The following is a 24,023-nucleotide window of genomic DNA, read 5'->3' as shown; positions in this document are numbered from 1 at the left end:
ACATAGGTATGTTTCCATACCTATTCTCGGGGGCATGTCCGGATCCAGCGCACCCCAGCGGGACGTCGCCGGCGTCGCCTCGGCGCTCGCCGACGCCCTGCCCGCGCTGTACCGGGCCCTGGACCGGCGCGTCGCCCGCGACTTCCCCCACCCCAAGCCGCCCGAGGGACACCTCAACCTGCTGCGGCACGTCGCCGAGAACGAGGGCGCCACGGTGCGTGAGGCCGCCGAGGCCCTGCTCATGAAGCCCAACAACGTCAGCGCGCTGGTCTCCCAGCTCACCGAGCAGGGTCTGCTGGAGCGCGGGCAGGACAGCGCGGACAAGCGGGTCGTACGGCTGCGCCTCACGCCGGTCGCCCGGCGGCGCGTGGCCGAGGCGCACGCCCTCCAGGTCGGTCATCTCACCGGAGCCCTGCGCGCGCTGACCGACGGCGAGCTCGGCGCGCTCGGCTCCGCCCTCGGCGCGCTCGTGTCCCTGACGCACGGACTGCGCTCCGCCGCGCACTGAGCGGTACGTCCGCACACCCCTGGGTCCGTACGCACACCCGTGCGTGCGCGCTTTCGCGCGCCCCGCGTCCCCCGCGCCTCGCCGCCCGGGACGCCTGTGGGCGTGTGCGCGCTCCGGCGTCGGCTCCACCCCTTCCGTATCCCATTTCCGCCCCCGTATCAGACGAGGCCCAGCCATGCCGTCCACTCCCGTGGATCCCTCCGCCGTGCCCGCCGCTCCCGCGGCGCCGGCCACCGCCGCCGCCCGGCGGCGTGCCAACCCCTGGCTCACCCTGTGCGCCGTCGCGTTCGGCCTGTTCATGGTCCAGCTCGACGGATCCGTGGTCGCGATCGCCAACCCCGAGATCGGCCGCGAACTGCACGCGTCCACCGCCCAGTTGCAGTGGGTCACCAACGCCTATCTGCTGGCCCTGGCCGCCACCCTGATCCTCGGCGGCAAGCTCGGCGACCGGTTCGGCCGGCGCACCTTCTACCTCGCCGGTGTCGCCGGATTCACGCTGTCCTCCGTCGCCATCGGCCTGTCCGGCTCCATCACGGGCGTCGTCGCCTTCCGCGCGCTCCAGGGAGTCTTCGGCGGGCTGCTGATGCCCAACACCCTCGGCCTGCTGCGGGCCGTGTTCCCGCCCCGCAGGTTCGGCATGGCCGTCGGCATCTGGGCTATGGTCTCGGCCGTGTCCACCGCGCTGGGCCCCATCGTCGGCGGTCTGCTGGTGGAGCACGTCAGCTGGGAGTCGGTCTTCTACATCAACCTGCCCATCGGCGTACTCGCCTGCGCCTTCAGCGCGTTCGTGCTGCCGCAGTCGAAGAACGCCACCGGGCACGACCGCTTCGACGTCACCGGTGTCGTGCTGCTCGCGCTCGGCCTGCTGAGCGTCGTCTTCGGCGTCGTCAAGGGCGAGACCTGGGGCTGGACGTCCGCCGGCACCTGGGCCGCGATCGGCGCCGGCCTGCTCCTGCTCCTCCTCTTCGGCCGGCACGAGACCCGCGTCCAGCACCCGCTGCTGCCGATGCGGCTCTTCCGCAGCCGCGCCCTGACCGTCGGCGCGGTCATCACCGCGCTCAACTTCTTCGTCATGCTGGGCGTGATCTTCTTCGTCATGCTCTATCTGCAGAACGTGCGGGGGCTGACGCCCGTTCAGGCGGGCGTGCGGACCCTGCCGTTGAGCCTGGCCTCGCTCGTCGCCTCCCCGCTCGGCGCCGCCCTGACCGCGCGGTTCGGCGCCCGCTTCTGCATGCCGCTCGGCATGCTGCTCCAGGCCGCGGCCTGCTTCACCCTGCTCACCTGGTCCGGCGACTCCTCGTACGCCACCATGTGGCCGCCGTTCATCGCGCTCGGGCTCGGCGTCGGCATGGTGCTGTCCGCCTCGTCGGACGCGATCGTGGGCAACGCCCCCGTGCGGGACGGCGGCGTGGCCGGCGGCCTCCAGGCCACCACGCTGCAGATCGGCGGCGCCCTCGGCACGTCGGTGCTGGTCTCCGTCATCAGCGCCCGCGTCGGCTCCACCCTGCGCACCGAACTGACCGGCGCCGGCGTGCCGGGCGGCCTGGCCGGGAAGCTGGCCGAGGCGAAGGACGCGGTGGCCATGGGTGTCGCCCCCGTCTCCCCGGACATGCCGGACACCCTCCGCGCGGCGGTCGTCGAAGGCAGCGGCCGGGCGTTCATGAACGGCGTGCACGCCTCCGCGGTGGTCACCGGCGCCCTCTGCCTGCTGGGCGCGGCCCTCGCGGCGGCGGGGATGCGGGGCGGGACGCGGACCGGGGCCGAGGAGGGGTGACAGGGACGCCGGAAGTTTTTCGGATCGGCCGGAATTCGACTGCGTACATCCCGCGAACCGGGGCATCCGAGCCGTAGGTCGCCCGGGGATCCCCCCACCCCGGGCGCGGCGTCTCCGCCGGCGGCTCCCGTCCCCCCGGGCCGCCGGCGGAGCCGTGTCCGGCGCCACCCGCCGTACGGGCAGGCGGACTTGGCCGAGCGGAGCCGAAGAGACCGCCGGACTCGCGGGCCCCCGTCCGAGGGACTCGACGGCTCCGCCGCGCCTCAACCCCCCAGCCGCACCGGGATCTCCTGCCAGCCGTGGGAGATGCACGACGGCACGTGGCGCAGTTCGCCGGCCGGGCGGGCCAGGCGCAGGGCGGGGAAGCGGGAGAACAGGGCGGGCAGCGCGGTGAGCGCCTCCAGCCGGGCCAGCGGCGCCCCGATACAGCGGTGCACGCCGATGCCGAACGCCAGATGGTCCTCGGCCCCCCGCGCCGCGTCGAAGACGGCCGCGTCCGCGCCGTAGTGCGCCGGATCCAGGCCCGACGCGGCGTACGTCGTGATGATCGCGTCCCCGGCCGGAATCGTCACGCCCGCGACCGTCAGCTCCTCCACCGCGAACCGCAACGGCAGCGCGGAGACGGACGGATGCACCCGCAGCGTCTCGTCGACCACCGCGCCCCAGCCGATCTCCCCGGCGCGCACCGCGGCCAGCTGCCGCGGGTCGGTCAGCAGGGCGACCACCGCGTTGCCGATGAGATTGACGGTGGTCTCGAACCCGGCGCCGACCACCAGCAGCAGCGTGTGCAGTAGCTCCTCGTCCGAGAGCCGGTCGCCGTCCTCGTCCCGTACCCGGATCAGCTCCGTGGTGATGTCGTCGCCCGGGTGGGCCCGCCGGTACGCGATCAGCGCGCCGAGCACCGAGCCGACGCGCTCGTGTACGGAGGCCGCGAACTCGGGGCTCTGGTCGGAGGTGTCCATGAAGTCGGAGATGAGACGCGCCGCCTCCGGACGCAACTCCTCGGGCACGCCGAGGAGATCGGAGATCATCCGCATCGGCAGGGGCTGCGCGAGCGCGTCGCGCAGGTCGACCACGCCGCCGTCGGCGCCCGCGGCCTCGAGCGCGTCCAGCAGATCGGCCGTCAGCGCGGCCACCCGGGGCCGCATCGCCTCGGTACGCCGGTGGGTGAAGCTCGGCGCCACCAGCCTGCGCAGCCGGGCGTGGTCGGTGCCGTAGGTGGTCAGCATGTTGACCACGCCCACCCAGTTGGCCATCCAGCCCCAGGACGGATGCCGGTCCAGCTCCGGCCACAGCCGCCAGTGCCGGCGGGCGTCCTTGCTGACCCGGGGGTCGAGGATGAGGGTTTTGAGGGTGTCGTAGCCGGTGGGGGCCCAGGCGGGGATGCCGCCGGGCAGCTCCACCGGCACGACGGGCCCGAGGGCGCGCAGCCGGGCGCTCTCCGCGGCGATGTCGGAGCCGAAGGGGTCGAGGGCGATACGGTCGGTGACGGTCACGACGGTCTCCAGACTGGTCGGCCTTGCCTGGGGCGGTCCCGGTCCAGTACACCGCGTCACCGGCCGCGTGCACACCGCTTCGGTGTCATCAGGCCAGGAATCAGGCCGAGTTCGGCTCCCCACCGGCCCCCCGCGCCCCGGTGGCCCCCGGCGTGAGCACCAGCATGGTCGCGTCGTCGCGGACGCGGTAGCGGCGCCGTACCAGGTCCGCCCACACCGCGCCGGGCAGCTCGGCGGACGGGGTGCCGGCCAGGGCGGTCAGCCGCTCGGGCAGCGGGTAGAAGACGCCGGCGGCGTCCCGGGCCTCCCACACGCCGTCGGAGGCCAGGAACAGCCGGTCACCCGGACGGAGCGGCACGGTGACCTCCTTCGGCGGGTCGACGCCGACCAGCCCGATGCCCAGCGGCGGTGCGGGCACGACGCCCACCTCCCGCGCCGCTCCCGGGCGCACCAGCACGGGCGGCGGATGCCCGCAGGCGATCACTCGTACGGCCGCGCCGTCGGTGAACTCCAGCAGCAGGGCCGTCGCGAACAGCTCCGCGTGCCCCACGTCCGCCGAGTCCACCGCCAGCCGGCGGTCCAGCCGCGCCGCCACCGACTCCAGGTCCGGCTGGTCCAGCGCGGCCTCCCGGAACGCCCCCAGCAGCGACACCACCGTGGCCACCGCCGTCAGCCCGTGCCCCTGTACGTCGCCCAGCACCGCCCGCACCCCGTACGGCCCCGCGCGTACGTCGAAGAAGTCCCCGCCCACCAGCGTCCCGTCCTGCGCCGCCCGGTAGTGGGCCGCGCACCCGACCCGCCCGACCCGGTCCGGCAGCGGCGGCAGCACGGCCCGCTGCACCGCCTCGCCGATCGCCCGCTCGGTGTCCAGCTGGGCGTCCCGGCGGCTGCGCACATAGGAGACGAACACGCTCAGCGCGGCCACGAACACGACGGTCAGCAGATCGGTGTCGCCGGGGCGGTCCAGATGCGTGACCGGCAGGGTGAGCACCACGACCACGCCCACGCCGAGGACCCCGGTGGTCAGCGGGCCGTACGACAGGACCGCCAGCGGCGGGATGGCCCCCAGCAGAAAGCCGAGGTCGCGCGCGTGGGGCGTGATCAGCGTCGCCGAGCCGACGGCGGCGAGCAGCAGGACGGGCAGCACACGGACCCACCACGGCGGTGGCGCGCCGCGCAGCCAGCCGCGCTCCTCCCGGTTCCCGCGCGGCCACCGGCCGCCCACCGATCCCACATCCCCAAGCTACGCCGCCGCCGGCTCCGGGCGCCCGCGCGGAAAACCGGTGGACGGCCGCCCGGCCGCCCGCCTAGCCTTGGCCCGCCACGCCCGAGCCGGACGGAAGAAGGAGGCGAGTGTCATGCAGGACAGCAGCAGTCGGCGCTCCCCCCTCCCCGTGTCCCGGGCGTGTCACGTCTGAATTCCGAGGATCCGCTGATCCGGCCGGGAGCGTCGCCCATCCCACGCATCCCGGAGGAATCCATGACCGGCCTGGTCATCCGCGCGCTCGACGACAGCAGCGCGCACCTGTTCCACACCATGCCCGACCCGCTCGCCCTGGGCGACCGGCACCGCCGCACCCGCTACCGCCCCGACTGGCAGCGCGTCGCCCTGCGCGACGGCCGCACCGTGGCCCGCGCCGCCTGGTGGGCCCGGCCGGAGGACCCCGAGCCCCTGGTGATCAACTGGTTCGACGTCGCCGAGGGCGAGCAGGAGGCGGGCGCCGCACTGCTGCGGTCGGCGCCCTGGCGGACCCCCGAGCTCGAACTCGACCTGCCCGCCGGCTGGCGGGACGACCCGCGCCTGCGGGCGGCGGCCGACATCCGCGCCGCCGCCGCGCGCCGGGCCGGCTACGCCCCCTTGGTGGAACGCTTCGTCTACCGCTGGACCCCCGAGCGGGGCCTGCCCGAACGGCCCGGACGGCTCGTGTTCACCGCCGAACCGGACGACACCGTCTTCTACGACCTGCTGCGCCGCATCCACCGCGGCACCCTCGACGCCCATGCCCGCCGGGCCGTCGAGCGGGACGGCGTGGACCGGGCGGCCCAGGAGGAGCTGGACGTCTTCCACTGGTTCCCCTCGCCCCGCGACTGGTGGCGGATCGCCCGCACCCCGGCGGGCGAGCCGGTCGGCATCCACATCCCGGCCCGCAACCCCTCCGGACCCTGCGTCGGCTTCATCGGAGTGGTGCCGGAACAGCGCGGCCACGGCTACGCCTACGACCTGCTCGCCGACTGCACCCACTTCCTGGCCGGACAGGGCGCCCGGTTCATCGCCGCCGCCACCGACCAGGGCAACCTCCCGATGGCCGCGCACTTCACCGCGGCCGGCTACCCCGTCGTACGCGAACGCGTCAACTACTGGACCACGCCCGGCGCCCGGTAGAGAGCGGCCGCCTACCGCCCGGCGGCCGTGAGCCGGGCCTCGGCCGTGGCCAGGATCTCGGTGACCCGGAGGCCGAACGCGGCATCGCAGGGGTGCGGGCGGCCCGTGCCGGCGGCCCGCACCAGCGCGTCGGCGGCACGGGCGAGCGCGGTGACCGCTCCCTCCGAACTGCCGGGCATGACCGACACGCCCGCCTCGCCCCGCAGCTCCACCTCGGCCCCGGCCGCCGCCGGCGGGGCCGTCAGGCTCAGCGTGAGGGAGCTGGACGCGCCGGTGGCGTGGTCGAGCACCAGGTGGACGGTGTCCCCGGGACCGGGCGCCGCCGCCGCGACCTGCCGTACGTCGCCGAGCACCGGCAGCAGCACCGACAGGGCGTGCGGGCCGACGTCCCACAGCGCGCCCTTCTCCCGCCGCCACGGCGAGGCCGCGAACGGGCTGTCGCCCGTGAACACCGCGCCCAGCCAGTGCGCCCGTGCCGTGAACCAGCCCGCGACGGCGGCCTGTTCCCCCACCCAGGCTTCCGGCTCCTTCTGGAAGCGCGCGGTGAAGAACACCACCGACGCCACCCCGGCCCGCTCCACCGCCTCCACCACGGCCCGTGCCCCGGCGGCCGACACCGCCAGCGGCTTGTCCAGCAGCAGATGACGGCCCGCGCGGGCCGCCCGCACCGCCAACTCGGCCTGCACGGACGGCGGCAGGGCCACCGCCACCGCGTCCACATCGGCCAGCAGCGCGTCCACGTCGGCGTACGCGGTGACCCCGTACCGCTCCGCCAGCTCCGTGGCCGCCTCCGCCCGGCGGCCCCAGACCCCGGCGAACCGGAGCCCGGGATGTCCGGCGAGGGCGGGAGCGTACGTCGCCCGCGCCCACGGGCCCGTCCCCAGCAGTCCGATGCGCATCTCGTGTTCTCCTCTCACAGCCGTTCCCCGCCTCTTCAGGAGGGTGCGCCGCGCTCGCCCCGCGCACACCCGTCACCCGTGGATCCCTGCCCCGCGAGCCACTTGGCGATGGTGGCGGCGATCGGCTGGCCGGTGTCCATCTCCACGAAGCCGAACTGGCCGGACTGGTTGCACTCCAGGAACCACCAGACGCCGTCCGCGTCCTCCGCGAAGTCGAAGGCGCCGTACGCCAGTTCCGCGCCCGCCATGTAACGCAGCACGCCCTCGGCGACACGCGGTGGCACCTTTGCGGGCTGCCAGGGGGAGACCGACGGGGCGAACCGGACGTCCACGTCGTCCGGATGGGCGTCCGGGTCGACGGGTTTGCGGGCGGCCAGCAGCGTGTCGCCGACGACGGTGAGCCGGATGTCGGCCCGTTTGGCGATCCGCCGTTGCAGCAGGGTCGGACCGTAGGCCACCGCGGTGAAGTCGGTGTCCGGCGCGACCCGGCTGGTCGGCACGGACCGGGGCGGCTCCTGCGGATGCGCCCCGGAGACCGGCTTGACCACCAGATCCGGGAAGCGTTCCGCGAACTCCCGCGCCGCCTGCGGGAACGTCGTGATCAGGGTGGCCGGCACCGCGAGGCCGCTGCGCTGGGCCAGGCCCAGTTGCCAGGGCTTGTGCCGGGCCCGGCGGGCGGCGTCCGGATGGTTCATCCAGCGGGCGTCGCCGCACCGCAGCATGCCGTACAGCGCCTGCGACGACTCCTCCGTCAGCCAGGCGGAGGGCGCGGCGGCACGGGCGGCCGGGGTGCCCGGTCTGCGCACCCAGACGGAGCGCAGACCGTCCATGCTCACCAGACGCCCGCCGACGGACAGCTGCCCCCGGCAAGCGCCCCGCACGTACTCGCCCGACAGTGCCACCCCGTTGGTCAGATCGGCGGGGTCGAGCCGGACGACGGGCACGCCGGCCTCGCCCAGCCGGAGGACCACCATGTCCGCCGTCACGTCTTCCTCACTGGTCAGGATGAGTACGGTCATCTGTGGGGATCCGCGGCTCAGTCGTCGAAGTGTGTCTTGGAACCGGCGGTCGAGGTCGTGGTCCCCAGTGCTCGCAACGTCGCATGGTCGGTCGCGGCGATCCGCCCGTCCGGGAGGACGTTCAGTTGCAGCCCGGAGTCGTACGCGTACGGCGTGGTGACGTCCAACTGCACAGCGGGGCGCGCGTAGTTGAGCGTGAACGGTTGCATGGTCTCTCCCTGATTAGGCTTTCACGTCCTTATACGAATCGAACGAGTGATTGGTTTCCTCACTCTCCGTGACCACGGCACGGGGCGCCGTGGACTCCTACCGCGCGAGTGTCTCCCGCGCCGCCGTCAGGGCCTGTTCGGCGTACCCGCGCCCGAACAGCACCGCGTGCACCAGCAGCGGGAACAGCTGGTGCAGACGCACCCGGTCCCGCCAGCCGTCGGCCAGGGGGGCCGCCTCCTGGTAGCCGGCCAGCACCCGGTCCAGGTGCGGGCAGCCGAACAAGTGGAGCATCGCCAGGTCCGTCTCCCGGTGCCCGCCGTGCGCGGCCGGGTCGATGAGCCGGACCTCGCCGTCGGCGCCCCACAGCACATTGCCGTTCCACAGGTCGCCGTGCAGCCGGGCGGGCGGCTCGGCCGGACCCGCCACCTCCGGCAGCCGCGCGCAGGCCCGCTCGAACACGCTCGCCTCGGCCGGGCGGAGCGTGCCGCGGTCCACCGCTTCGCGCACATAGGGCAGCACGCGGTGCTCGGCGTACCAGAGCGGCCAGTCGGTGCCCGGCGCGTTGCGCATGGGGGCCAGGCCGATCCAGGCGTCCTCCGGCCCGCCGGGCGGCGCCGCCCCGAAGCGCGGCGCGCCCGCCTTGTGCAGGGCGGCGAGGTCCTGACCGAAACGCAGCGCCGCGCCGGGGCCGGGGGAGCCGGCCGGCACCCGCTCGGTCACCATCCAGTGTTCGTCGTGCCCCAGCACCGCCGGCACCCGGACGGCACCCGCGGCGCCCAGCCAGCGCAGCCCCGCCACCTCGGCGCGCACCGCCCCGGGGCCGTCGCCCCGCTTGACCATCACCGGTGTCCCGTCGTCCAGCAGCACCTCGGCGGGCGAGCCGGACGACGGGCGGGTCCCGGTGGCGGTGCGCCCGGTGAGCCGGGACGCCACCTGTCCTGGATCCTCTTCACGGTTGACCACGGCCCCAGGGTACGGCCCCCAACAAGGGTGCCTCGCCAGGCAGTTCAACCATTGATACGACTGATGTCGGACAAACGGATGAGGTCGGCGGCGAAGGCTCCGAGCCGCCGCCGGAGACCGCCGGACCTCAGCGCCCGAGGGGCTGCGTCCCCCGGGTCACCCCCACCGGATTCCCGGCCGGCAACAGCCCCGACTCCGCCACCGCGCCGGCCATCGGCTCCAGCAGCGCGGCCAGCCGCTCGGTCCGCTCGGCACCCAGCACGGTCCACGGCCGCTCGGCCGCCGCGTCGGTCAGCGCCTCGGTCTCCGCGCGCAGGGCGGCGCCCGAGGGGGTGAGCGAGCCGTCCGCCGCGAGCCGGTCGTCCGCGCGCAGCCGCGCCTCGGCCGCCGCCCACTCCTCCCGCGGCCACTTCCGTGTCTCGCGCAGGAAGTCCCCGTCGGACTCGCCGGCCGCCGCCTTGAGCACCATGGCCTCCACCGGGCCCAGCCCCAGGCCGACCAGCACCGCCACATGGGAGTCGCCCCGGTGCTCGCGCAGGGTCGTCAGGGCCTGCCACAGCCGGGCGGCGGGCCGCTTCGGACGGGCGAGCGCCTGGTTGGCGGCGCCCAGCACCCTGCCCGTGGTGTCCGCCGCCTCGGCGGCCTCCCACGCGAGGTCCGCGGCCTCGGTGAAAGCGGCGCCGCCGACGACCTCCGCCCCGAACAGATGGGACATCGCCGCGTCCATCGCCTCCAGGCGGGCCGCCAGCACCTCCTCGGGAGCCGCGTACGCCCAGGCGTCCGGCAGCGCCCGGGCCACCCGGGAGGGGTGGAAGACGTAGAAACAGCTCGTCACCACCGACGGGGACACCGCGCCGAGCGGGGCGGCGCGCAGCGCGAAGTACCCCATCCAGAACCCGGGCAGCCCGAGGGCGTCCGCCGCCCGGTGCGCCTCCGGCGCGAAGTACACGAGGCCGTGCACCGGCTCGTACCGCTCCCACAGGGCGCGCGCCCTTCCGTCCGCCACCGCTTCCTCCCGCCGGGTCGGCCTGCCGTGCTGTCGGCACCAGCCTGCTTTATGACGCCGGTCATAACAAGGGGCCGGCGTCATCCGGAGCCGGTCCGGACGCGGGCGACGGCGTTCACGGCGGGCCTCGTGCGCTCACTCCGGCAGGCGTACGGACGCGTCGGCGATTGACCCGGACGAGGGGTCGCCAAGCGGGCGCGCTGGGGCAGACGGGTGGCATGGTGACCCGGCTGGGCGGCTCGGATGGTGGGCGCCGGGGGCCTCACTGACGGTGGTTCATGTCAGGACCGGGTCCATCCAGCTGATGAGGTATCCGCTGCCCGGTCACGGCGGAAGGACATCACTATGCGCTCTGCCCGCATGCTCCTGGCGACGGCGGCCACCACGGCCGCCCTCGCCTTCGCGACGCCCGGAGCCGCGTTCGCCGTTCCCAGCGAACACGACAGCGGTCGTGACGACTCCTCGTACAGCAGGGAGCACGACAGCGACTCCGGCCGTGACAAGGGATCCGACGGCGACGACGACAACGAATACGGCAACAAGCGCGACAGCGGAGGGGAACACGACGGACCGCGCGGCGGAATGCACACAGGTGGCGGAGCGCTCGCCGCGGTGCGCAGCGGCAGCTGGGGCTCGGAGGACGACGACAGCAGCAGGTTCGACCCCGAGAGCTACCGCGACAAGGGCGAGGAGGACGACGGCGAGGAGAAGGGCGACAAGGAGGAAAAGGGCGGCGGCAAGGGCAAGGGCGGCCGGAGCGGCAAGAGCGAGTGGGGCGAGGACGACGAGCGTGACAAGCCGCGCGGCGGCATGCACACCGGCGGCGGCGCGCTCGCCACGCCCGGGGTCACCGCGGGCGGTCTCGCGGTGCTGGCCGTGGCCGCCACCGGCGCGTACACGCTGCGCCGCAAGAAGGCCACCGGCACGGTGTCCTGACGGGCCGCCGCCGTGCGCCAGGGGACGCGGACACGGCCGTGCGCCAGGGATTGCGGCCGCCATTGTGTGCCAGGGGGCGCGGACACCGTCGGCACGCCGACCGCGCCGGCGGCCCGCGCCTCCACACCGCGCCGGACCGCCACCGCCCCGTCGCCGCTCGCGGCGGTGTCCCGCCGGCGGCCCGTGCGCCAGGATCGCCACTGCCGTCTCCGCGCGTGGGTGCCGCGCCGGCGTCCCGCTCTGCCCGTGCCGTGCCAGGGCCATCATCGCCCGTCTCCGCGCGCGGCGGTGTCCCGTCGGCAGCCTGTGCACGCCGCAGGGCGCCGGACCGCCGCCGCTCGCCTCCGCGCGCGTTGCCGCTCCGCCGGTGGCCCATGCTCCGTGGCGTGCCGGTGTGGCTGCTGCCCGTCTCCGCGCGTCGGTCCGCGCCGGCGGCCCGCTCTGCCCGTTCGGTGTCCGGACCGTCACCGTTCGCCTTGGCGTTCGCTGGTGTCCCGTCGGCGGTTCACGGCCCCGCGGTGTGCAGGGGACCGCCACTGACCGCCTCCGCCCGCGGCGGTGTCTCCTGTACCGTGCCGGGCCGTCATCGCCCCGCCCCGCCCGTGGCGGTGTCCCGTCGGCGGCCCGCGTCCCCGCCCCGCGCCCCGCGCCCGCGCCGCCTCGGCGTGTGACGGTGCTCCGCCGGTGTGCTTACCGATCCGATCCCCGTGCTGCCGTGCTCGAGTGAGGTGGTGTCCGATGGCAGCAGATCCTTCCGCGGCCTCCCCGGCGTCGGCGGACGACCGGCGCTCCGGCTCCGGCGGGCGGCTGACGCTGTGGGGGGTGGCGGCGGTCCTCCTCGCCTTCAGCCTGTTCGGCGGTCACCAGCCGACCGGTGAGCCCGGCCCGCCCCGGGCATCGAGTGCCGGTTCCGGCGCCGCCGCCTCGGCCGGTCCCGGGCAGCCGGGCGAGGTACTGCCCCGGTCCACGCCGACCCGGCTGCGCATCCCGGCGATCTCCGTGGACGCCCCCTTCACCACCCTGGCCCTCGGCTCCTCGGGCCAGCTGGAGCCGCCGCCCGCGGGCGACACCAACCTCGTCGGCTGGTACGCCGACGGTGTCTCGCCCGGTGAGCGGGGCACCGCGATCATCGCCGGGCACGTCGACACGGTGACCTCGGCGGCCGTCTTCGCCAACCTGGACCGGCTGGAGGCCGGCGACCGGTTCTCCGTGGAGCGGGCCGACGGGCGTACGGCGGAGTTCGTCGTCGACAGCGCCGAGACCTTCGCCAAGGACGACTTCCCCAGCGAGCGGGTGTACGCCGACGCCGACCGCCCCGAGGCCCGCCTCATCACCTGCGCCGGGGACTACGACCGTACGGTGCGCGACTACACCGACAACCTGGTCGTCTTCGCGCACCTGGTCTGAGCCGCCCGCGGTCACGGGTGTCCGGGCTACGGTCAGGCGGCCGGCCCGGCCGTGAAGGGACCGTCCGGGGCGAACGCCAGCGCCGCGAACCGTTCGCCGATCCGGCGGTGGCCGGCGGTGTCCGGGTGGAGGCCGTCGGGCAGCGGCAACTCGGCGAAGTCGGCCTCGCCGTACAGCTCCCGGCCGTCCAGGTAGTGCAGCCGGGGGTCCTCGGCGGCCCGTTCGCGCACGATCCGGGCCAGCTCGTCCCGGACGACTCCCAGCGTGAGCTTCCCGGCCGCCCGCTCGGCGGGATCCCCGGTGGCCCGGTACCGCAGCCGTCCCGCGCCCAGGGCCGCCAGGTCCATGGCGGTGGGGCCGGGCGTGTCCTCGTGCATCGGGCACAGGACCGGCGAGACCACGAGCAGCGGCGTGTCGGGGTGGCCCTCGCGGACGGTGTCGAGGAAACCGTGTACGGCCGGGCCGAAGGCGCGCAGCCGCATCACGTCGGCGTTGACCACGTTGATGCCGAGCTTGACGCTGATCAGGTCGGCGGGCGTGTCGCGCAGGGCGCGGGCCGTGAACGGGTCGAGCAGCGCGCTGCCGCCCAGCCCGAGGTTGACCAGCTCGACTCCGCCCAGGGACGCGGCGAGCGCCGGCCAGGTGGTGGTGGGGCTCGCCGCGTCGGAACCGTGGCTGATCGAGCTGCCGTGGTGCAGCCACACCCGGCGGCCCCGGTCCGGTACGGGTTCCACGGGGGCGTCGGCGCGCAGCGCGACGAGTTCGGTGGTCTCGTTGTGCGGCAGCCAGATCTCCACGTCCTTGACGGTGTCCGGCAGACCGGCGAAACGCACGGTGCCCACGGGGCCGGGCCGGTGCTCGGCGGAGCCGGTGGCCAGGTCGACGGTGAGGGTGTCGCCCTCGGCGAGGGAGGCGCGGCCGGCCGGGCGGCCGTCCACCAGCAGTTCGTAGACGCCGTCCGGGCGGGGCGGTGCGCCGGTGTAGACCCGCTTGGTCGGCAGGGTGTCCAGCTCGACGGCGGTGGCGCGGGTGCGGAAGACCAGCCGTACGCCGGAGGGCTGGGACTCGGCCAGGGCCAGCTGCGGGTCGGCGCACTGGGCGCGGGCCCGGGCGGGCAGCCGGTGCGGCAGCAGCCCGCGCGCGGTGCGCTCCAGTTCGAGGGCGCCGCGGATCAGACCGGCGGTGAGGGCAATGGTGTGCATCGTGTCTGCCAGGGGTCTCAGGGGTGGGCGGGCCAGTTGCGCAGCAGGGAGTCGAGGGCGTCCAGGATCCGGGCCCAGGACTCCTCGGAGTCGGGCGCGCTGTGGGCGAAGCCGCCGGCCGTCTCCAGGCTGACGTAGCCGTGGAAGACGCTGCCGAGGAGGCGCACGGCGTGTGTCTGGTCCGGTTCGGCGAGGTCGTAGCCGCGCAGGATGGCGCGGTTCAGCTGGGCGATGCGGACGCCCGCGCTGCCGGCCGCCGTCGCGTCGTCCAGCGGGTGCCGGGCCGCCGTGTAGCGGCCGGGGTGGGCCCGGGCGTAGTCCCGGCAGACGTTCGCGAAGGCGGCGAGGGCGTCCTTGCCGGACCGGCCGGCCAGTGCCTCGGCGGCGCGGTCGGCCATCTCCTCCAGGGCGAGCAGCGCGATCCGCGTCTTCAGGTCCTGGGAGCTGCGCAGGTGCGAGTACAGGCTCGCGACCTTCACGTCGAACCGCCGGGCCAGCGCCGAGACCGTCACCTGGTCGAAGCCGACCTCGTCGGCGAGTTCCGCCCCGGCCCGGACCAGTCGCTGCGTGGTCAGGCCCGCACGCGCCATCATCTTCTCTCCTGTCTGTCGGAGAGGAGTATGGAACTTCCTAAAGGGTTTAGGCAAACGGGATCAAGGTTTAGGAGGCGAGGCGAAAGAGGGCGGCGCCGTGGGCGGGCAGGTCCACGGTGAGGTGCCGGCCGTCGTGCGGGACGTCGGCGTGGGTCCACAGCTCGCGGATCCGGTCGGCGGGGCGGGCCCCGGCCGAGCCGAGCGGCACCTCGTACCGGCGGGGTTCACCGGCCAGGGAGAAGACGGCGGCGTACCGGGTACGGCCGTCGGTGTCCCGGGCGGCCCACAGCACCAGGCCGTTCTCGCGGAGCACCTCGCGGTTGCCGGTGCTGTGCCACAGCACGGCCAGCGCCTCGTCGTTGGTGAGCAGTTCGATGGTCTCGGGCGGGCTGGTGGGCAGGTCGCCGCCCATCATCAGCGGCGACCGGGAGATCAGCCACAGGGTGAGCAGGCTGATCTGCTCGGGACGGGTCAGGGAACACAGCCGGTCCGTGCCGCGTTCGGCGCGGATGCCGATCCGGCCGAGGGGCAGCATGTCCGCGTCCGCCCAGCCCCCCTCGCCCTGCCAGGGCGCCCACCGGGCCATCCGGGCGAACTGGGCCTCCACGTCCGCCCAGCGGTCCCACAGGTCGTCGCAGACACGCCACATGGTGGCGTGCTCCCGCAGATGGTCCAGACGGGCGAGGGAGACGTCGGTGCCGGGGGAGAGGCTCAGCTCGACCGGCCGGCCGCAGCGCTCGACGGCCCGCGCGTACGCGGCGATCTCCCGTTCGTGGTACGGGAACAGCATGTCGTCGGCCTTGACGAAGTCCACGCCCCACGCGGCGAACTGCGCCACCTGGGCGTCGTAGTACGCCTGGGCGCCCGGATGGTTGTGGTCCAGGCCGTGATTGTCGGTGTTCCACGGGCACACCGAGGCCGTGTCGGCGATCTCGTCGGCGGTGAACTCCGTGCCGTACACGGGCAGTCGGGCGGCCACGGCGCGGCGCGGGATGCCCCGCATGATGTGCAGGCCGAAGCGCAGCCCGAGCTCGTGCACCCGGAGGGCCAGCGGCGCGAAGCCCGCCCCGCCGGCGGCGGACGGGAACCGGTTCGGCGCCGGGAGCTGACGGCCGTACGCGTCCAGGACCAGCGGGGCGTCGGGGTTGTAGCCGTGCGCGCGGGCCGTCGGCTCGTACCACTGGATGTCCACGACCACGGTGTCCCAGCCGTACGGCAGCAGCCGGCGGGCCATGAACTCCGCGTTGGCCAGCACCTCCTGCTCGGTGACGGTGGGGCCGTAGCAGTCCCAGCTGTTCCAGCCCATCGGCGGCCGCAGCCGGCGTGCGGGGAGGGGTCGGTCCACGGTGGTGTCCTCTCGGTCCGGTCGCCCAAGGGGGCCTGGACGGTGGCGAAGGAGCGCGGTGGAGGTGCCTGACACCCACTTTTTTGTGGGTACTTGGCAGCCCCGGCCGCCCGGGAGAAGCTGTTTGTCGAGGTCAGGGGCTGCCGGAGGACGGACAAGGAGGTGACGGCCGGCGGCCCGTCAGGACGCCGCCTCGCCCGCGCGGAGCAGGTCCAGACGGCGGTGGCCCCACTCGGCCAGCGGGTCCAGTGCCTCGGCGAGGTCGCGGCCGAACGCGGTCAGCGAGTACACGGTCTTCGGCGGCAGCACATCGTGCACCTCCCGGTGCACCAGGCCGTCCTGTTCCATCTCGCGCAGCGCCTGGGTCAGCACCTTCTCGCTCAACCCGGCCAGCCGGCGGCGCAGTTCGGCGGGCCGGTGCGGGCCGGACTCCAGCAGCCACAGCAGCGACGTCTTCCACTTGCCGTCGATCACGGCGATCGCGGCGGTCACTCCGCAGACGTTCGGGTCCTGGGCACGGCTGCGCGTCATCGTCGTCCTCTTCGTCTTCCCCGCGGCCCTCCGGCCGCTCTTCTCCACTGTTCACGATCAGCACATACGGGAGTCGCAACATGTCAACAGCCGTGAATCTTCCTGCCGTCACCGTGCTCGGCCTCGGCCCGATGGGCCGCTCGCTGGCGGGCGCGTTCGTCGAGGCCGGCCTGCGGACCACGGTCTGGAACCGCACACCCGGCAGGGAGGGGGACCTGACCGAGCGGGGCGCGGTCGTCGCGGCGACGGCCGAAGAGGCGGTAGCCGCCTCGGAGTTGACCGTCATCTGTGTGGTCGACTACGACGCCTCGGACGGGATCCTGCGCGGCGAGGAGGTCACCCGCGCGCTGAAGGGCCGTACCGTGGTCAGCCTGACCGCCGACACCCCGGCCCGGGCCCGGGACACCGCCGAGTGGGCGGCGGCCCACGGCATCGGCTACCTGGACGGCGCGATCATGACGCCGGCCCCCAGCATCGGCACCCCGGAGGCCGTCTTCCTGCACAGCGGACCGCGCGACCTGTACGAGCGGTATCTGCCGGTGCTGGAGACGCTCGGCGGGACGCACACCCACCTGGGGGAGGAGACCGGGCGCGCGGCCACCTTCGACATCGCGCTGCTCGACATCTTCTGGACCGCGATGGCCGGTTACGCGCACGCCGTGGCGATCGCCCGGGCGGAGGGCGTCACCGCCGGGGAACTGGCCCCGTTCGCCCAGGGCATCGGCGCGATCCTGCCGCCCCTGTTCGAGGAGTTCGCCCGGGACGCCGACGACGGCACCTACTCCGGCCGGATCAACCCCATCACGTCGGCGGTCTCGACCATGTCCCACGTCGTCGCCGTCTCCGAGTCCCACGGCATCGACGCGGGCGTGATGCGCTCCGTGGAGGGGCTGGCCCGCCGCGTCATCGGGCTGGGCCACGGCGGGGACGGGTTCATGCGGGTGGCGGAGATGCTGGGACGGCACTGATCCGGGACGGGCGGGCTCGGCCGGAGCGGGGGACGCCTGAGGGCTCCGGGCCCCCGGCACGGCCGTGTCCCGGCTCAGCGGGGCCGCACGCCCTCGAAGACGAGGTCGAGCAGGCGTGCGGTGGTGTCCGAAGGGGCGGTCGTCTCACTGACCCAGGCGACGGCCGTGGCCAGCCGGATCAGCTCGGGCGCGGTCAGGTCGGCCCGCACCTGCCCGCGTTCCCGCGCCCGTTCCAGCAGTCCGGCGGCGGCTTCCTCGACGGCCCGGCAGCGCGCGCCCAGGGGACCGTCGGCGCTCCGCGCGGCCTCGGCGTAACGGACGGCGAGGCCGCGGTACCGGGTGATGTGCCGTACGAGCGCGGACACCCACCGCCGCAGGAAGTCCGGGTCGTCCGGGCTCCCGGGCAGCTCGGCGGCCAGGGCCGCGAGCCCGTCCAGGCTCCGGCCGACGACCTCGGCCGTCAGCGCCTCCTTGTCGGGGAAGTGGCGCCACAGGGTCCCCGGGCCCACTCCCGCCCGCCGGGCGATGTCGTTCATCGACGCCGCGTCGGTTCCCACCTCGTCGAAGAGCGCCGTCGCCGCCTCGACCAGGCGGGCCCGGTTGCGGCGGGCGTCGCTGCGCCTGGGCTGGGCCGTCATCGGGTCCTCCTCCTCTGCTAGTACCGGAGTGCCGCTCCGGTACTATCCGGAGTGGCACTCCGGATTCTAGAGGGGGAGGTGGCGCATGGAGTCGGCTCTGCCGTCCATCGGCACGGTAGGACTGTGGGTACCCGGCATGGATCTGCGCCCGCCGGCCGAGTCCGCCCGGGCGGCCGCGGAGGTCGAGGCGCTCGGATACGGCGCTCTGTGGCTCAGCGAGGGGCTGGTCCGCGACCCGTTCATGGAGGCGGCCACACTGCTGGACGCGACCCGTTCCCTGGTCGTGGGCACGGGCATCGCGGTGATCTGGGGGCGTCACCCGCGCGTGATCAGATCGCAGGCCCGGGCACTGCTCGACGCCCATCCCGGCCGGTTCGTGCTCGGTCTGGGCACCTCCCACGCGCGGATGGTCGAGGGGGTGCTGGGCCTTCGCTACGAACGGCCCCTCACCGCGCTGCGCGAACACCTCGACCGCCTCGACGAACCCGACCCCGTCCTGCGACTGGCGGGGATCGCGGACGGCCCGGCACCCCGGGCGCCCAGGGTGCTCGCCGCGCTGGGCCCGCGCGCCCTCGAGCTCGCCCGGGACCGTTCGGCAGGCGCGTTCTCCTACCTGGTCACGCCGGAACACACGGCCGACGCCCGCGCGGTACTCGGCCCGGACCGGGTGCTGATCGTCGAACAAGCCGTGGTCACCGGGCTGCGCGCCGACGAGGCACGGGACAGGGCGCGCGCCCACATCGCCGGCTACCTGCCCGCGGCACCGTACCGGGCCTCCTGGCGGCGGCTGGGGTTCGAGGACGCGGACTTCGCCGACGGCGGCAGCGACCGCCTGGTCGACGCGCTGGTCGCGATCGGCGAGCAGGAGATCGCCCAGCGGGTGCGCGCCCACCTGGCGGCGGGTGCCGACCATGTGTGCCTCCAGGCACTGCCCGTGGACCCGGCCGAGCTCCCGCTGGACCAGTGGCGCGGCCTGGCCCACCTCTGGCGGTGAGGCGGGCCGACGACCTCGCCCCGGCGGATTCCCGCCGAGGCGGATCCGCACCGGACCGCCGGCGCCGTGCCACTGCCCGCCGGACGCGCCCCGGACGAACGGTGCCCGCCCGAAGCGACCGCCCGCACCCCGGCCGACCTGCGACGTGTGCCGTGCGGGACACCGGCCTGCGACTTGTGCCGCGCGGGACACCATGGAACGCTTCGGTCCGCCGGTCGTCACCGGGCCCGGCCCCGGTGGTACGCGGACCACGGGGCGTGCGCGAACCTCCGAAGGGGCACCGGGCGGATCCCACCGGGCCCCGCCGCCGGGCCGGCCGCAGCAACGAACGGGGGAGTGGACCGATGGAGCTGGAGCTGCGGCACCTGCGGGTGCTGTGCGCGATCGCCGACGCGGGCAGCGTGGGCCGGGCCGCCGCCCAGCTGGGCTACTCGCAGCCCGCCGTGAGCACCCAGCTCAGGCGCATCGAACGGCACCTGGGCGAGCCGCTGTTCGAGCGCGGGCCGGGCGGGGTGCGGCCGACCCGGTACGGCGCCGAGGTCGTCGAGCAGGCCCGGGACGTGCTCGCGCGGGCCGCCGCGATCGGGCACCGCCCGGCCGCCGCCCGTCCCCGCCGCACCCTGCGGGTGGCCGCGACCAACTCGCCGATGCTGTCCGGCACGGTCTCCCGGGTCCGTGCCCGGCTGCCCGAACTGACCCTGGCCGTCACCAGCGTCTACGCGTCCTCGCGGATCGTGGAGCTGCTGGAGGACGGCGCGGTGGACGCCGCCATCGCCGCCGACTACCCGGGCATGGAGCTACGGCACTCGGCCGCCGTACGGCACCGCGGGATCGTCACCGAGCCCACCTTCGTCGCCCTGCCCGCCCGGCACCGGCTGCGGCAGAGCCCCCAGGTGCAGCTCGCCGACCTCGCCGAGGACGCCTGGTTCGTGACCCCGGACGACGGAGCCGGCTGGCCGGGGGTGTTCTACGACGCCTGCGCGGCGGCCGGGTTCACCCCGCGTACCGTGCACGAGTGGCTCGGCGACCAGACACAGCTGCAGAGCATGATCGCCGACGGTCTCGGGGTGTCCATGGTGCAGCCGACGCTGCGGCCGATCCCGCACGTCGTGGTCAAGCCGCTGGTGGGCTCGCCGCTGTGGTGCCGCTATGTGCTGGCCTGGCGGCCGGACACCGTCCTCGACGATGTCGTGGAGACCATGGTCCGCTCCGCCACGGACGCCTACCGCGATCTCGTCGCCCAGGCCCCCCACCTGCGCACCTGGGTCTCCCGCACCTGGAGTGCCGCCGGGGCGTAGGCGGCCCGTGCCGACTCGCCCGGCCACCGGAACCCCGTACCGGTACACCCTTCCGTACCCGCCACCGGAACCCCGCACCGGTCACCCTGCCGCATCCGCCACCGGCATCCCGCACGCGCTCTTGTCCCGGCCGTGGGGAAACCGGCGGTCCCCCGAACGGCGGGACCCGTGCGCCGCGCGTGGTTCACGTTGCCCGCACCAGGTGGTAGACACGGCGGGGTCACGGTTCCTGTCCGCCAGCAGGAAGGTCACCGCCGTATGTCTGCAACACGCCGTCAGGTCCTGTCCGCAGCGAGCGCCCTGGGAGCGGGCATCGCCTTCACCGGGGCCCTGTCCGAGGTCTTCGCGGGTACGGCCGCCGCGCAGAGCCTGGGCCGCACCGGCTATGGCCCGCTCGTCCCCGATCCGAACGGCCTGCTCGATCTGCCGAAAGGTTTCCGCTATACCGTGCTGTCCCGCGAGGGTGACCCGCTCCGCTCCGGAGAGGGGCCGGTGCCCTCCCACCACGACGGCATGGCCGCCTTCGCCGGCAGAGCGGGCCGTACGCACCTCGTCCGCAACCACGAGAACCGGGCGACCGCGCAGATCCCGGTACCCACCGTCGGCGGCCTCACCTACGACCCGGCGGGCAAGGGCGGCTGTACGGCCCTGACGCTCGACCGGCACCAGCGGGTGCTCTCCGAGCGGGTCGCCATCGCCGGTACCGCCGTCAACTGCGCGGGCGGCCGGACCCCCTGGGGCACCTGGCTGACCTGCGAGGAAACCGAGGACAGAGCCGGCACCAACGGCTACACCAAGGACCACGGCTTCGTCTTCGAGGTGCACCCCACCGACCCGCACCGCACCGGCGCCGTGCCGCTGACCGCGCTCGGCCGCTTCCAGCACGAGGCGGTCGCGATCGACCCGCGCGACGGCGTCCTCTACGAGACGGAGGACGCCTTCCAGAAGCCGTTCGGCCTCTTCTACCGTTTCCTGCCGAACCGGCCGCTGGGCGGCGTCGGTTCGCTGCGCGCCGGCGGCCGGCTCCAGGCGATGAGGGTGCCCGGCGTGGCGGACCTGTCGGCGATCCGGGAGGCCGGGGCGCGCTTCGACGGCATCGAGTGGGTGGACGTACCCGACCCGCTGGCCGCCGCCACGCCGACCAGGTTCCAGGACTACGGCCCCGGCGGCATCACCCACGCGCAGAAGCTGGAGGGCTGCTACTGGGGCGGCGGCAGCGTGTACTTCGTGTCGTCCTTCGCGCGCGGCGCCGACGGTTCCGCGGCCGACCACTACGGCCAGGTCTGGCGCTACGACCCGGCGCACCGCCGGCTGACCCTGGCCGTCGTGTTCGGCCCGGACACCGACGTACGGCTGCCCGGCGAGTCACCGGACAACATCTGCCTCGCGCCCGGCGGCGGCCTGATGGTCTGCGAGGACGGCAACGGCGCCCAGCACGTCTTCGGGCTGACCCGCCGGGGCGAGGTGTACGCGCTGGCCCGGGGCCGGCAGAACATCGGGACGGACCGGCAGCCGGAGTGGGGCGAGTTCGCCGGGGTCACCTTCGCCCCCGACGGAGCGACGATGTACGTCAACTGCTACACCCCCGGCACCACGTTCGCCGTGACCGGCCCGTGGTGAGGACGGGCGGCTGACGGCCCGACCGTGCCGGGCCGGGCGGAGGGCGCACGCCCCCGGCCCGGCACGATGGACACACACGCCCCCTTCAACTCGCCGCGCCTACAGCGGTGTTATGGGCAGACGGTGCCATGTGCTATGTCACACGCCATTGTCGGTCCCGGTGCGCGCTGAGACAGTGCCTCACACGCCTCGACACCCCACAGAGGCGCGCCACTTCGTGGAGGAAACCCCGATGCGCCATCGCTTCGCGCTGCCCGCCCGCGTGCCCAGAGGCGCCACGGGCCGCATCGCCGGTGCCGTCGCCGTCTGCGTCGCCCTGGCCGGCCTGCCGGCCACGCCCGCGCAGGCGGCACCCCGGCCGGCCGCCGCACCCCGCACGCACCTTCCCGCGCCGTCGCCGGCCGCCGCGTCCACCGCCGCCACCGAACGACCCGCGATCCGGCCCAGCCGGCTCGACCCGGCCCAACTCCCGCCGCACCGGCCGACGTCCACCCGGCCGGCCCCGCGCACGGCGAAGGCCGGCTCCTGCGCCCCGGCCGACTTCGGGAGCCGTACCGGCTCCGCCCTCGTCGCCCACGTCAAGGCCGCGACCCCGGACTGCGTCAACAGCCTCTTCACCCTCTCCGGCGGCACCGCGCGCGCCGTCTTCCGGCAGGCCCAGATGCTGACCGTGGCGAACGCGTTCACCGGCGCCGCCGGGCAGTACCAGGGCGACAACTCCGGTGGCCTGCTGCAACTGGTCCTGTTCCTGCGCGCCGGTTACTACGTGCAGTTCAACCACGCGCAGGACGTGGGCACGTACTCCTCCCGGCTCACCGCCGCCGTCACCGGCGGCCTGGACGCCTTCTTCGCCCGCCCCCACTCCCGGGACGTCACGGAGGCCAACGGCGGCATCCTCGGCGAGGCCGTGACCCTCACCGACAGCGCCGACCAGCAGGACCGCTATCTGTATGTCTACCGGCGGCTGCTGACCGACTACGACAGCTCCTACGACGCCGTCGACAGCATGGTCCGGGCCGTCAACGACGTCCACACCCCGCTGTGGCGCGGCAACTGGAACCCGGCCTATGTGCGGGCGGTGCAGGCCGACCCGCGCATCGTCGACACCCTCTACGACTTCGCGCTGGCCCACACCGACCGGCTCGGCACCGAGCTGGCCTTCCTGGACTCCAACGCCGGGATGAATCTGGCCCGTTACGTCGAGCACCCCGGACTGCGCGGCCTCGTACAGCCGTTGGCCGGCGACCTGCTGGACCGTACCGCCATGACCGGGCCGACGGCCGCGCTGTGGGTGGCCGTCGCCACCCAGGCCGCCGCCTACGACGGCGCGCACTGCGAGTACTACGGCGTCTGCGACCTGCCGGGGAAGCTCGACAAGGCCGTCCTGCCGGTCACCCACCGCTGCGACGCGAACATCACCGTCCGCGCCCAGGCGATGACGGCCGCCGACCTCGACGCCGCCTGCGCGAGCGTGCTCGGCCAGAACGCCTACTTCCGCTCGGCCGTGGGGTCCGACGGGCCGATCCCCGGCCAGTACGCCTCCACCCTCCGCCTGGTGGTGTTCGCCGGCCGGTCCGACTACCAGACCTACGCCGGCGCCATGTACGGCATCAGCACCGACAACGGCGGCATGACCCTGGGCGGCGATCCGTCGGACCCCGCCAACCAGCCCATGTCGGTCATGTACCAGAAGGCCTCCGACGACGGTTTCCCGGCCCGGATCTGGAACCTGAACCACGAGTACACGCACTTCCTGGACGCCCGTGACGACATGAAGGGCGACTTCGCCCGGCAGGTGTCGGTGCCGGACGTGTGGTGGATCGAGGGCATCGCCGAGTACGTCTCCTACGGCTACCGCGGCCGCACCGACGACCAGGCGGTCCAGGAGGCCGGCCGGCACACGTACCGGCTGAGCACGCTGTTCGAGAGCACCTACGACAACAGCGATGTGACCCGCACCTACCCGTGGGGCCACCTCGCCGCGCGCTACATGGTCGAGCGGCACCCCGACGACGTCCGGCGCGTGCTCGCCCGCTTCCGCACCGGTGACTACGCCGGCGGGTACGCCGTCTACCACGACGGCATCGGCACCCGCTACGACGCCGACTTCGACCGGTGGCTGACGGCGTGCGCCGCGGGCGCGTGCGGCAAGCCGGCCCCGGCCTGACCGCACACCCGCCCACGAGGAACGGCCGCCGACCGCAGAGCCCGGTCGGCGGCCGCACACCCGCGC

Annotated in this window: 22 protein-coding genes; 10 read left to right on the top strand and 12 right to left on the bottom strand. The window is 74.5% G+C overall.

Annotated features, from left to right (window positions below; translation table 11 throughout):
- Positions 1-34: 34 nt before the first annotated feature.
- Together IE251_RS36455 and IE251_RS36450 are read left to right on the top strand one after the other, a co-directional pair.
- Positions 35-508, top strand: coding sequence for a MarR family winged helix-turn-helix transcriptional regulator (locus IE251_RS36455; RefSeq protein WP_189757222.1), 474 nt, complete (start codon positions 35-37; stop codon positions 506-508).
- A gap of 175 nt (positions 509-683) precedes the next feature.
- Positions 684-2,282: an MFS transporter gene (locus IE251_RS36450; RefSeq protein ID WP_189757221.1), complete on the top strand. Its 1,599-nt coding sequence runs from the start codon at positions 684-686 to the stop codon at positions 2,280-2,282.
- Positions 2,283-2,545: 263 nt separating this feature from the next.
- Here the strand turns inward: IE251_RS36450 and IE251_RS36445 are convergent, their stop codons facing one another.
- Entirely contained in the window at positions 2,546-3,778 is a 1,233-nt protein-coding gene (locus tag IE251_RS36445; protein ID WP_189757220.1) for a cytochrome P450 family protein, read from the bottom strand.
- Positions 3,779-3,878: 100 nt separating this feature from the next.
- Positions 3,879-5,012, bottom strand: coding sequence for a PP2C family protein-serine/threonine phosphatase (locus IE251_RS36440; RefSeq protein ID WP_189757219.1), 1,134 nt, complete (start codon positions 5,010-5,012; stop codon positions 3,879-3,881).
- A 246-nt stretch (positions 5,013-5,258) separates the two neighbouring features.
- Between IE251_RS36440 and IE251_RS36435 the strand changes: the two genes are divergently transcribed.
- Positions 5,259-6,161 (top strand): GNAT family N-acetyltransferase, encoded by a 903-nt coding sequence (locus tag IE251_RS36435; RefSeq protein ID WP_189757218.1) that lies wholly within the window; start codon positions 5,259-5,261, stop codon positions 6,159-6,161.
- 11 nt (positions 6,162-6,172) lie between these two features.
- On the opposite strand, the gene IE251_RS36430 is transcribed toward IE251_RS36435, so the two are convergent.
- From IE251_RS36430 to IE251_RS36410, 5 genes are all read right to left on the bottom strand, one after another.
- Positions 6,173-7,060, bottom strand: coding sequence for a Gfo/Idh/MocA family protein (locus IE251_RS36430; protein WP_189757217.1), 888 nt, complete (start codon positions 7,058-7,060; stop codon positions 6,173-6,175).
- 35 nt (positions 7,061-7,095) lie between these two features.
- Positions 7,096-8,079, bottom strand: a complete 984-nt coding sequence (tgmB, locus tag IE251_RS36425; RefSeq protein ID WP_189757216.1) for an ATP-grasp ribosomal peptide maturase — start codon at positions 8,077-8,079, stop codon at positions 7,096-7,098.
- A gap of 17 nt (positions 8,080-8,096) precedes the next feature.
- The gene (gene tgmA / locus IE251_RS36420; RefSeq protein ID WP_020938095.1) at positions 8,097-8,288 is read right to left on the bottom strand and encodes a putative ATP-grasp-modified RiPP; all 192 of its coding nucleotides are present in this window, start codon (positions 8,286-8,288) and stop codon (positions 8,097-8,099) included.
- Between the two features lie 97 nt (positions 8,289-8,385).
- Complete coding sequence (locus tag IE251_RS36415) at positions 8,386-9,222, bottom strand: fructosamine kinase family protein (RefSeq protein WP_189757256.1); 837 nt, start codon at positions 9,220-9,222, stop codon at positions 8,386-8,388.
- A 157-nt stretch (positions 9,223-9,379) separates the two neighbouring features.
- On the bottom strand, positions 9,380-10,258 hold the full coding sequence (locus IE251_RS36410) for an SCO6745 family protein (RefSeq protein ID WP_189757215.1): 879 nt from the start codon (positions 10,256-10,258) through the stop codon (positions 9,380-9,382).
- Positions 10,259-10,603: 345 nt separating this feature from the next.
- On the opposite strand from IE251_RS36410, the gene IE251_RS36405 reads away from it, so the two are divergent.
- Positions 10,604-11,194, top strand: coding sequence for a hypothetical protein (locus IE251_RS36405; RefSeq protein ID WP_189757214.1), 591 nt, complete (start codon positions 10,604-10,606; stop codon positions 11,192-11,194).
- A gap of 738 nt (positions 11,195-11,932) precedes the next feature.
- The gene (locus IE251_RS36400; RefSeq protein WP_189757213.1) at positions 11,933-12,601 is read left to right on the top strand and encodes a class F sortase; all 669 of its coding nucleotides are present in this window, start codon (positions 11,933-11,935) and stop codon (positions 12,599-12,601) included.
- Positions 12,602-12,633: 32 nt separating this feature from the next.
- Here the strand turns inward: IE251_RS36400 and IE251_RS36395 are convergent, their stop codons facing one another.
- The 4 genes from IE251_RS36395 to IE251_RS36380 form a co-directional block, all read right to left on the bottom strand.
- Positions 12,634-13,803: a GDSL-type esterase/lipase family protein gene (locus tag IE251_RS36395; RefSeq protein ID WP_189757212.1), complete on the bottom strand. Its 1,170-nt coding sequence runs from the start codon at positions 13,801-13,803 to the stop codon at positions 12,634-12,636.
- Between the two features lie 17 nt (positions 13,804-13,820).
- Entirely contained in the window at positions 13,821-14,393 is a 573-nt protein-coding gene (locus IE251_RS36390; protein WP_189757255.1) for a TetR/AcrR family transcriptional regulator, read from the bottom strand.
- Positions 14,394-14,463: 70 nt separating this feature from the next.
- Positions 14,464-15,741 carry a glycoside hydrolase family 27 protein gene (locus IE251_RS36385; RefSeq protein WP_229897083.1) on the bottom strand — a complete coding sequence of 426 codons (1,278 nt, stop codon included), beginning with the start codon at positions 15,739-15,741 and terminating at the stop codon, positions 14,464-14,466.
- Positions 15,742-15,921: 180 nt separating this feature from the next.
- A complete protein-coding gene (locus IE251_RS36380) occupies positions 15,922-16,272 on the bottom strand; it encodes a winged helix-turn-helix transcriptional regulator (protein ID WP_189757211.1) in 351 nt (116 codons plus the stop codon).
- Positions 16,273-16,352: 80 nt separating this feature from the next.
- On the opposite strand from IE251_RS36380, the gene IE251_RS36375 reads away from it, so the two are divergent.
- On the top strand, positions 16,353-17,240 hold the full coding sequence (locus tag IE251_RS36375) for an NAD(P)-dependent oxidoreductase (protein WP_189757210.1): 888 nt from the start codon (positions 16,353-16,355) through the stop codon (positions 17,238-17,240).
- 74 nt (positions 17,241-17,314) lie between these two features.
- Here the strand turns inward: IE251_RS36375 and IE251_RS36370 are convergent, their stop codons facing one another.
- Complete coding sequence (locus tag IE251_RS36370) at positions 17,315-17,878, bottom strand: TetR/AcrR family transcriptional regulator (protein ID WP_189757209.1); 564 nt, start codon at positions 17,876-17,878, stop codon at positions 17,315-17,317.
- A gap of 85 nt (positions 17,879-17,963) precedes the next feature.
- On the opposite strand from IE251_RS36370, the gene IE251_RS36365 reads away from it, so the two are divergent.
- The 4 genes from IE251_RS36365 to IE251_RS36350 all read left to right on the top strand — a co-directional run bounded on the left by IE251_RS36365 (position 17,964) and on the right by IE251_RS36350 (position 23,957).
- Positions 17,964-18,872: a TIGR03620 family F420-dependent LLM class oxidoreductase gene (locus IE251_RS36365; protein WP_189757208.1), complete on the top strand. Its 909-nt coding sequence runs from the start codon at positions 17,964-17,966 to the stop codon at positions 18,870-18,872.
- Between the two features lie 344 nt (positions 18,873-19,216).
- Positions 19,217-20,170 (top strand): LysR family transcriptional regulator, encoded by a 954-nt coding sequence (locus IE251_RS36360; protein WP_189757207.1) that lies wholly within the window; start codon positions 19,217-19,219, stop codon positions 20,168-20,170.
- Positions 20,171-20,428: 258 nt separating this feature from the next.
- Positions 20,429-21,790 (top strand): alkaline phosphatase PhoX, encoded by a 1,362-nt coding sequence (locus IE251_RS36355; protein WP_189757206.1) that lies wholly within the window; start codon positions 20,429-20,431, stop codon positions 21,788-21,790.
- Between the two features lie 232 nt (positions 21,791-22,022).
- Positions 22,023-23,957: a collagenase gene (locus tag IE251_RS36350; RefSeq protein WP_189757205.1), complete on the top strand. Its 1,935-nt coding sequence runs from the start codon at positions 22,023-22,025 to the stop codon at positions 23,955-23,957.
- The last annotated feature ends 66 nt before the right edge of the window (positions 23,958-24,023 follow it).

This window comes from Streptomyces eurythermus (assembly GCF_014649115.1).
In the GTDB taxonomy this organism is placed as follows: domain Bacteria; phylum Actinomycetota; class Actinomycetes; order Streptomycetales; family Streptomycetaceae; genus Streptomyces; species Streptomyces eurythermus.
The sequence above is the reverse complement of the archived record's forward strand: the minus strand, read 5'-3'. Positions and strand labels throughout refer to the sequence as shown.